A 10,058-nucleotide genomic window follows, 5' to 3' on the forward strand; every position below is an offset into this window, starting at 1 on the left:
GGCACCGATCAGCTGTGGAACCGAAGGTCACAGACCGAGTTCGACCTCGAACTCGCCGGCCTCCAGGATGGCCTTCACCGCCGTCAGGTAGCGGGCGGCGTCGGCGCCGTCCACCAGGCGGTGGTCGTAGGACAGCGTCAGGTACGTCATGTCCCGGACGCCGATGACGGGGCCGTCCTCGGTGTCGATCACGGCCGGGCGCTTGACCGTCGCGCCGATGCCGAGGATGGCGACCTGGCCCGGCGGCACGATGATCGTGTCGAACAGCGCGCCGCGCGACCCGGTGTTGGAGATGGTGAAGGTCGCACCGGACAGCTCGTCCGGGGTGATCTTGCTGGCGCGGACCTTGCCCGCCAGGTCGGCCGTGGCCTTGGCGATACCGGCGAGGTTGAGGTCACCGGCGTTCTTGATGACCGGGGTCATCAGGCCCTTCTCGGAGTCCACCGCGATACCGATGTTCTCGGTGTCGAAGTAGGTGATGGTCCCCTCGGCCTCGTTGATCCGGGCGTTGATCGGCGCGTGCGCCTTCAGCGCCTGGGCCGCGGCCTTGACGAAGAACGGCATCGGGGAGAGCTTGACGCCCTCACGGGCCGCGAACGCGTCCTTGGCGCGGGCGCGCAGCTTCATCAGGCGGGTGACGTCGACCTCGACGACCGAGGACAGCTGGGCCTGCTCGTGCAGGGCCTTGACCATGTTGTCGCCGATGACCTTGCGGATGCGCGGCATCTTGACGGTCTGGCCGCGCAGCGGGGAGGCCTCCAGCGTGGGGGCCTTCTTCGCGGCGGCCGGAGCGGCCGCCGCGGCCGGAGCCGGGGCAGCGGCGGCGGCCTTGGCGGCCTCCGCTGCGGCGACGACGTCCTGCTTGCGGATGCGGCCGCCGACGCCGGTGCCCTTGACGGTGGACAGGTCGACGCCCTGCTCGGCGGCGAGCTTGCGCACCAGCGGGGTGACGTAGGCGCCGTCGTCGGCCGGCTTGGCGGCGGCCGGTGCGGCCGGGGCCTGGGCCGGAGCCGGCGCGGGAGCGGGAGCGGACGGGACCGGCTCGGGAGCCGGGGTGGTCTGCTGCTGCGGGGCCGGGGCGGAGGGGGCCTGCGGAGCCGGAGCCGGCTGGGCCGGAGCCTGCGGGGCGGGGGCCTGCTGGGCCGGGGCGGGCTGAGCCGGGGCAGGAGCCGGAGCCTGGGCCGGAGCCGGGGTGGGCTCGGGCTGGGCCGGGGCGGCCGGGGCCTCCTGCGCGGGGGCGGCGGCCGGAGCGGCACCCGCCTCGCCGATGACGGCGAGCTTGGCGCCCACCTCGGCGGTCTCGTCCTCGCCCACCACGATCTCCAGCAGCGTGCCGGAGGCCGGGGCGGGGATCTCGGTGTCGACCTTGTCCGTCGACACCTCCAGCAGCGGCTCGTCGGCCTCGACCGTGTCGCCGACCGACTTCAGCCAGCGGGTGACGGTGCCCTCGGTGACGGACTCGCCGAGCGCGGGCAGGACGACGTCCGTGCCCTGGGCGGAGCCACCGCCGGCGGCGGCGTCGGCGGTCGGGGCGGGCGCCGGGGCGGCCTGCTCGGTGGAGGGGGCGGCCGGCGCAGGCTCCGGGGCGGGCTCGGCGACCTGCTCGGCCTGCGGGGCCTGCTCGGCCGCGGGGGCGCCGCTGCCGTCGTCGATCAGCGCCAGCTCGGCGCCGACCTCGACGGTCTCGTCCTCGGCGACCTTGATGGAGGACAGCACGCCGGAGGCGGGGGAGGGGATCTCGGTGTCGACCTTGTCGGTGGAGACCTCGAGCAGCGGCTCGTCGGCCTCGACGCGCTCACCCTCGGCCTTCAGCCAGCGGGTGACGGTGCCCTCGGTGACGCTCTCGCCGAGCGCCGGAAGGGTTACGGAAACCGCCATGGTTTCGGTTGCTCCTTACGGAAAGTGCGGAAGTCTGTCGTCGCGTTCGTCGACCGAGGGGTCAGTCGTGCGCGTGGAGGGGCTTGCCGGCCAGGGCCAGGTGGGCCTCGCCGAGCGCCTCGTTCTGCGTCGGGTGGGCGTGGATCAGCTGCGCGACCTCGGCGGGCAGCGCCTCCCAGTTGTAGATCAGCTGGGCTTCGCCGACCTGCTCGCCCATGCGGTCGCCGACCATGTGGACGCCGACCACGGCACCGTCCTTGACCTGGACGAGCTTGATCTCGCCCGCGGTGTTCAGGATCTTGCTCCTGCCGTTGCCCGCGAGGTTGTACTTCAGAGCGACGACCTTGTCCGCACCGTAGATCTCCTTGGCCTTGGCCTCGGTGATGCCGACGGAGGCGACCTCGGGGTGGCAGTACGTCACCCGCGGGACACCGTCGTAGTCGATCGGAACGGTCTTCAGACCGGCCAGACGCTCCGCCACCAGGATGCCCTCGGCGAAGCCGACGTGCGCGAGCTGGAGGGTCGGGACCAGGTCACCGACGGCGGAGATGGTCGGCACGTTCGTGCGCATGTACTCGTCGACCAGGACGTAGCCGCGGTCCATGGCGACGCCCTGCTCCTCGTAGCCCAGGCCCTGCGAGACCGGGCCGCGGCCGATGGCGACGAGCAGGATCTCGGCCTCGAACTCCTTGCCGTCGGCGAGGGTGACCTTGACGCCGTCCTGGGTGTACTCGGCCTTCTCGAAGAAGGTGCCCAGGTTGAACTTGATGCCGCGCTTGCGGAAGGCGCGCTCCAGCAGCTTCGAGCTGTTCTCGTCCTCGACCGGGACGAGGTGCTTCAGGCCCTCGACGATCGTGACGTCGGTACCGAAGGACTTCCACGCGGAGGCGAACTCGACGCCGATGACACCGCCGCCGAGGATGATCGCGGACTTCGGCACGCGGTCCAGCACGAGGGCGTGGTCGGAGGAGATGATCCGGTTGCCGTCGATCTCCAGGCCCGGCAGCGACTTCGGCACGGAGCCGGTCGCGAGCAGCACGTGGCGGCCCTCCACGCGGCGGCCGTTCACGTCGACGGAGGTGGGGGAGGACAGCCGGCCCTCACCCTCGATGTAGGTCACCTTGCGGGAGGCGACCAGACCCTGCAGGCCCTTGTACAGACCGGCGATCACGCCGTCCTTGTACTTGTGGACACCCGCGATGTCGATGCCCTCGAAGCTGGCCTTCACACCGAACTGCTCGCTCTCGCGAGCCTGGTCGGCGATCTCGCCCGCGTGCAGCAGGGCCTTGGTGGGGATGCAGCCCCGGTGCAGGCAGGTGCCGCCGACCTTGTCCTTCTCGATCAGGGCGACGTCCAGGCCCAGCTGCGCCCCGCGCAGGGCCGCGGCGTAACCACCGCTGCCACCGCCGAGGATCACTAGGTCGAAAACGGTGCTGGCGTCGTTCGCCACGTCACGTCCTCCATGCATGTGCGCCGTGAGCCGGTCTTCACTGACCGGCAGGCGGCTGGTGTCCGGCCGCTCGTTCTTCGGCCCTTCGGTGGGGCCCTGTCCTGCCGAGCCCCATCTTCGCACTTGTCAGCACACAAGGAGACGCCGGGCTGCTGTGTGAGACGCCCCACGTTCACATGAGCTTGATCCACGCCTCGGCGGTCGCGCCCCGAAGGGGGCGCGGGGAACTGCGCGAACAACCCCCACGCCCCCGCACTCGCCCACAGCGGACGAGACCGGGCTCCCGGGCGAGGGTCAGCCCAGATCCCCCGCAGCCGTCAGCTCCGCCAGCCGCACCAGCGTCCGCACACCGCTGCCCGTGCCACCCTTCGGCGTGTACCCGAACGGCCCGCCCTCGTTGTACGCCGGACCCGCGATGTCCAGGTGCGCCCAGGTGATGCCCTCGCCCACGAACTCGCGCAGGAACAGACCGGCGACCAGCCCGCCGCCCATCCGCTCGCCCATGTTCGCGATGTCGGCCGTGGGCGAGTCCATCCCCTTGCGCAGGTGCTCCGGCAGCGGCATCGGCCACGCCGGCTCGCCGACCTCCTCGGCCACCTCGTACAGCGCCGTGCGGAACGCGTCGTCGTTGCCCATGATCCCGAAGGTGCGGTTGCCGAGGGCCAGCACCATCGCCCCGGTCAGCGTCGCCACGTCCACGATCGCGTCCGGCTTCTCCTGCGACGCGGCCCACAGCGCGTCCGCCAGCACCAGCCGGCCCTCGGCGTCGGTGTTGAGCACCTCCACCGTCTTGCCGCTGTACATCCGCAGCACGTCACCCGGTCGGGTCGCCGACCCGGAGGGCATGTTCTCGGCCAGCGCCAGCCAGCCGGTGACGTTGACCTCCAGGCCGAGCCGCGCGGCGGCGACGACCGCGGCGAACACCGCGGCCGCGCCGCTCATGTCGCACTTCATCGTCTCGTTGTGACCGGCCGGCTTCAGCGAGATGCCGCCCGAGTCGTACGTGATGCCCTTGCCGACGAAGGCGAGGTGCTTCTTCGCCTTGGGCGAGGTGTAGGACAGCTTCACCAGGCGCGGTCCGGCGGCCGAGCCGGCCCCGACTCCGAGGATGCCGCCGTAGCCGCCCTTGGCCAGGGCCTTCTCGTCGAGCACCTGCACCTTGATGCCGTGCTCCTTGGCCGCGGCCTGGGCGATCGCGGCGAAGGACTCGGGGTTCAGGTCGTTGGGCGGGGTGTTGACCAGGTCGCGGGCGCGGTTGAGCTCCTCCGCGACGGCGACGGCGCGCTCGATCGCGGCCTTGTACGCCTTGTCGCGCGGCTTGCCGCCGAGCAGGACGGCCTCGGCGAGCGGGGCCTTGCCGTTCTTCGCCTTGGGGTCCTTGCCGTTCTCCTTGTACGCGTCGAAGGAGTACGCGCCGAGCAGCGCGCCCTCCCCGATCGCGCCGGCGTCTGCGGCGTCGGTCACCGGCAGGGCGAAGGCGGCCTTCCCGGCGCCGGACAGCGTGCGGGCCGCGATGCCCGCGGCCTTGCGCAGGGCCTCGGCGTCGTAGGCGGCGTCCTTCTCGGGCACCGCGCCCAGGCCCACCGCCAGCACGAGCGGTGCCTTGAAGCCGGAGGGCGCCGGCAGCTTCGTCACCTCGCCCTCGGCACCGGAGGCGCCGAGCGTCTCCAGGACGCCGGCGAGCCTGCCGTCGTACGCCTTGTCCACGGCCTCGGCGCCCGGTGCGACGACCGGCCCCTTGGCTCCCTTGGCGACACCGATCACGATCGCGTCGGCCCGCAGACCGGGCGCCGCGGCGGTGCTGAGAGTGAGAGCAGTCACGGTGGTGAAATCTCGCTTCCGATGTGAAGTTGCGATGGTCGAACGGTGTGGGTCGACCGGGCCCGACAGCCGACCCTATGCGGACCTCGGGGAGCAGGTCGCGCGGGGCCTTCCCGGTGCGGCGAACACTCGACGACGAGACTACGCGCGTGGGCCCGTTCGCTCATTCCTGCGGTCGTTCACCTGTCGGTGGCGTAGTGGCCATTTCTTGATCCCTCACACCGGTGAACTGGGTCACACTCGTCGGGATCCGGTGAGCGCCCTGCTCACCGCGTTGTGCGATCCCCGCGGTCCCTGCGTCTGACGACGCACGAGGACCCCGGGGGATCTTCTGGGGGAGGCACCATGGCGCCGCGTGCGCGCAAATGGAGAAACACGGCCGCCGGGGTGACGGCGGCGGGCATGGTCGTGGCGGGGGCGGTGGCCCCGGGGGCGGCGGCCGCGGAGGACCCGCGCGTCGATCTGCGGGTGCTGGTGGTCGACAACGGCGACAGCTCCGTCGGGGCCGTCGTCGACCAGCTCGAGAACACGGGCATCCCGTACACGACGGTCGACCTGAACGACACCGGCCGCCCGGTGATCACCGAGTCGTTCCTGAGCGACACGGCCGGCGGCCGGCCCCGCGCCAAGTACCAGGGCGTCGTCCTGCCGAACGAGGCCCCGTTCGGCGCCGGCTCCGCCGAGCAGACCGCCCTGGAGACCTACGAGCGGACGTACGGCGTCCCGCAGGTCGACGCCTACACCTGGGCCCACCCGGGAGTCGGGCTCGACTACACGAGCGAGGGCGGCTGGGCCGGCGCCCTCGACGGGCGTGAGGCGTCCGTCACCGCGGCCGGGAAGGCGGGCTGGTTCGGCTACCTCGACGGCGCGTTCCGCTTCGAGGACAACGCGCCCGGCGTGCAGGAGAGCTACGGCTACGTCGCCCGGCCCCGCACCGGCTACACCAGCTACGTCGACCTCCCCGTGCCCGGCGGCACCGGCCGCGGCAGCCTCGTCGGCGAGTACGCGCACGACGGCCGCCGCGAACTCGTCGTCACGTTCGCCTACAACGGCAACCAGCAGCAGTTCCGGCTGCTGGCCCGCGGCATCGTCGAATGGCTCACCCAGGGCGTGCACCTGGGCCGCACGCGCAACTCCTTCGCGGTCCACGTCGACGACGTCTTCGCCCCGGACAGCCGCTGGGACACCGCCCGCGACTGCACCCCGGGCGACTTCGACTGCGCGGGCGGCGAGGGCGAGGGCACCACCCCGATCCGCATGACCGCGGACGACGCCGCCTACGCCGCCCAGTGGCAGCGCGCGCACGGTTTCACCATGGACATGGTCTTCAACGCCGGTTCAGGCGAGGAGTGGAGGGCCCAGCACGGCGGCACCGACGCCCTCACCGACCGGCTCCTCGCCGACAAGGCGCAGTACCGCTGGATCAACCACACCTACACGCACCCCTTCCTGGGCTGCGTCCAGGACACCTCCACCGTGCCGTGGAGCTGCGCGAAGAACGCCGACGGCTCGACGACGTACATGAGCCGCGCCGAGATCGCCGCGCAGATCCGCGACAACCACGCCTGGGCCGTGAACAAGGGGCTCCCCGTCGACCGCACCGAGCTGGTCACCGGTGAGCACTCGGGCCTGCGGACGCTGCCCCAGCAGCCGGACGACAACCCCCACCTGGCCGGCGCCCTCGCCGACACCGGCGTCAGGTGGATCGCCTCGGACAACTCCCGCGAGCCCGGGCAGCGGGCCGTCGGCAAGGCGCTGACCGTGCCGCGCCACCCGATGAACGTGTACTACAACGTGGGCACGGCGGCCGAGATGGCCGACGAGTACAACTGGGTCTACACCTCACGGGCGGACGGCGGCAGCGGCGTCTGCGAGGACAACCCCACGTCGACCTGTCTCGACGAGCCGCTCGACCCGGCCACCGGCTACGCCGAGCACATCGTCCCGCAGGAGGCGCGCACCGCCCTCGGCCACGTCCTCGCGGGCGACCCCCGGCCGCACTACGCGCACCAGTCCAACCTGGCCGAGGACCGGCTGCTCTACCCGGTCATGGAGCAGGTGCTCGACCGCTACCGGGCGCTGTTCGCCGACAACACCCCGCTGGAGAACCCCCGGCACAGCGCCATCGGCACCGAGGTGCAGCGCCGCGCCGCCTGGCGGAGCGCCCTGGCGGACAACCGCGTCACGGCGTACCGCATCGGGAACACGGTCACCGTCACCGCCCCGTCGGGGACGCAGATCCCGGTCACCGTCCCGAACGGGACCAAGCAGCAACTCCTGCTCGGCACCAGCGCGTTCGGGACCCCGTACGCGGGAGCCCGCTCGGCCTGGACGACCCCGGCAGCACTCCAGTCGGCTCTCACCTTGAAGCTGCCCTAGAGGGGCGCGGGGAACTGCGCGACAGCCCACACGGGACCCGCACACGGCATCCGGGCCGCAGTTCCCCGCACACCATCCGCACCACAGGGGGAAACACCGCATGAGGCGAACAGGCCGTCATGTCACCATGCTCACGGAAGGCACCTACCCGCACGTCCACGGCGGCGTCAGCACCTGGTGCGACCAGCTCGTCAAGGGCATGCCGGAGGTCGACTTCCACCTCGTCTCGCTCACCGGCAGCGGCCGCGAACCCGTCACCTGGGAGCTGCCGCCCAACGTCCGCGCCCACACCCCGGTCCCCACCTGGGGCCCGCGCCCCGGCCGCGGCAGGCCCCCGTACGGCAGGGCCCGCCGCCGCTTCACCGAGACCTACGAGCGTTTCCTGCTCTCCTTCCTCGACCCCGGCTCCCACGCCGACTTCGGCGAGTCCCTGCACGAACTGGCCGAACCGGCCCGGGACGGATACCTGGCGGCGGCCCTGCGCACCGAGTCGGCGCTGCGGTCACTGATGTGGATCTGGACCATGCCGCATCTGCCGACGGCCGCCGCCCGCCCCACCGTGCACGACGCGCTGACCGCGACCGACCTGCTGGAGCACGCCCTGCGCCCCCTCGGCGTCCGCATCCCCGAGGAGTCCGTCGCGCACGCCGTGAGCAGCGGCCTGGCGACCCTGCCCGCGCTCGCCGCCCGCCACCTGGACGGCGTGCCGTTCCTCCTCACCGAGCACGGCATCTACCTGCGCGAGCGCTACCTCGGCCACCGCGGCGCCACCCAGCGCTGGCCCGTGAAGGCCTTCATGCTCGGCTTCTACCGCGAGCTCAACTCCCACGGCTACCGGGCCGCCGACCTGATCACCCCCTGCAACCGGTACAACCGGCGCTGGGAGGAGCGCGGCGGCGCCGACGCCGACCGGATCCGCACGGTGTACAACGGCGTCGACCCGGCCGCCTTCCCGCACGCCGGTCCCGAGCCAGAGGTCCCGACCCTGTCCTGGTGCGGCCGGATCGACCCCATCAAGGACCTGGAGACCCTGATCCGCGCCTACGCGATGGTGCGCGCCGAGATCCCGGCGACCCGGCTGAGACTCTTCGGCCCGGTCCCGCCCGGCGGTGAGGCCTACCGCACCCGCCTGGAGAAACTCGCCGCGGAACTGGGCGTCAGCGACGGACTCACCTTCGAGGGCCGCGTCAGCGAGGTCTGGCGGGCCTACGCGGCCGGCCACGTCGTCATGCTGTCGTCCATCTCGGAGGGCTTCCCGTTCTCCCTCATCGAGGCCATGTCCTGCGGCCGTACGACGGTGTCCACGGACGTCGGGGGCGTGCGCGAGGCCGTCGGCGACACGGGCCTGGTGGTGCCCCCGCGCGAGCCGGAGAAGATGGCCGCCGCCGCGCTGACCCTGCTCAAGGACGACGAACGACGGCTGGGACTGGGCGCGTTGTCCCGCCAGCGCGTCATCGACCGGTTCACGCTGCGCCGCTCGGTGGACGCCTTCCGCACCATCTACCAGGAACTCGCAGGAGGGGACGAAGTGTACGAGCCGGCGGTGGAGACCGTCGCCGACTGGACGCTGGAGCTGCGCGACCCCTGGTACGCGGCCCTCGCGACGGACGGAGCGGGCTGGTGAGCGGCGGCGTCCGGATGCCCCCGGGCTCCCGCCCGGATGTCGTCCCCGGTGTCCCCCGGCAGCGCACCCCGAGCTGGGCCCGGCCCGACCCGGTCGACGAACTCGCCGCCCGCCTGGAGGACTTCACCGCCGCCGCCGTCCACCCGGACGAGATAGCCGCCCTGCTGGAATCCGACGGCCTGTCCGACGACCGGATACGCGAGCGGTACGGCGTGAAGGACTCCTTCGCGCTCGCCGAGACCCTCTACGAACGCGTCGAACGCCGCTACCCCGAGCCCGACGGCCCCGCCCCCGACCCCTGGCGGATCGGTCTGCTCGGCTGCCTGCTGCGCGGCGTCGTCTTCGCCCTGCCCGGCCTCGCCCACGTCCTCGGCGCCCCCCTGTTCACCGGCCCCGGTGACTTCGGGCTCCCCGCGGGCACCGTCCCGCTCCTCGCCGGCGCCCTGTGCGGCTGGACGTGGAACCAGGGCCTCGCCCACCGCGCGTACGCCTGGCTGGGCCTGGGCGACGGGACGGCAGCCCGGCGCGCCCTGCTGCTCGGCGCCCCGGTGGGCGCGCTGCTCGGCACCCTGGTCGCCCTGGTGTGCGCGGGTGCCGCCGCCCCGGCCGTCGTCGCCTTCGCCGCCGGACAGTCCTGCTACCTGGCCGCGGCGACGGTCCTGCTGGTAATGGGCCGCGAACGGCACCTGCTCGTCGCCCTCGCGCCGATGGCGACGGGCGCCCTGCTGTCCCTGGTCGACCCGCTGCCCGAGGCCGCGGCCCTGACCCTGCTGCTGGGTTCCCTGGCCGCGGTCGCGGTGCTCGGCCTGCGCGAGGTGGCGCCCGCCCTGAAGGACACGCACGGCTGGACCGCCGGCCTCGTCGCCCTGCTCCCGTTCGGCGCGCCCGGCACCGCTCCCGCGCCCG

Annotated in this window: 5 protein-coding genes and 1 pseudogene; 3 read left to right on the plus strand and 3 right to left on the minus strand. The window is 72.7% G+C overall.

The features are described from left to right. Window positions 1-27: 27 nt before the first annotated feature. The 3 genes from sucB to RIN80_RS16025 form a co-directional block, all read right to left on the minus strand. Window positions 28-1,878 (minus strand): 2-oxoglutarate dehydrogenase, E2 component, dihydrolipoamide succinyltransferase, encoded by a 1,851-nt coding sequence (gene sucB / locus RIN80_RS16015; RefSeq protein ID WP_309096271.1) that lies wholly within the window; start codon window positions 1,876-1,878, stop codon window positions 28-30. A gap of 61 nt (window positions 1,879-1,939) precedes the next feature. Further along, window positions 1,940-3,328, minus strand: a complete 1,389-nt coding sequence (gene lpdA / locus RIN80_RS16020; RefSeq protein WP_309096272.1) for a dihydrolipoyl dehydrogenase — start codon at window positions 3,326-3,328, stop codon at window positions 1,940-1,942. A gap of 294 nt (window positions 3,329-3,622) precedes the next feature. After that, complete coding sequence (locus RIN80_RS16025; protein WP_309096273.1) at window positions 3,623-5,149, minus strand: leucyl aminopeptidase; 1,527 nt, start codon at window positions 5,147-5,149, stop codon at window positions 3,623-3,625. A gap of 345 nt (window positions 5,150-5,494) precedes the next feature. On the opposite strand from RIN80_RS16025, the gene RIN80_RS16030 reads away from it, so the two are divergent. The 3 genes and pseudogenes from RIN80_RS16030 to RIN80_RS16040 all read left to right on the plus strand — a co-directional run. Further along, window positions 5,495-7,528: a hypothetical protein gene (locus tag RIN80_RS16030; RefSeq protein ID WP_309096274.1), complete on the plus strand. Its 2,034-nt coding sequence runs from the start codon at window positions 5,495-5,497 to the stop codon at window positions 7,526-7,528. A gap of 100 nt (window positions 7,529-7,628) precedes the next feature. Then, window positions 7,629-9,152, plus strand: a complete 1,524-nt coding sequence (gene pelF, locus RIN80_RS16035; RefSeq protein WP_309096275.1) for a GT4 family glycosyltransferase PelF — start codon at window positions 7,629-7,631, stop codon at window positions 9,150-9,152. Beyond that, window positions 9,149-10,058: pseudogene (locus RIN80_RS16040) on the plus strand (hypothetical protein); the annotation flags it as partial. The gene pelF and the pseudogene RIN80_RS16040, both read left to right, overlap by 4 nt.

Source organism: Streptomyces sp. (genome assembly GCF_031181705.1).
Lineage (GTDB): Bacteria > Actinomycetota > Actinomycetes > Streptomycetales > Streptomycetaceae > Streptomyces.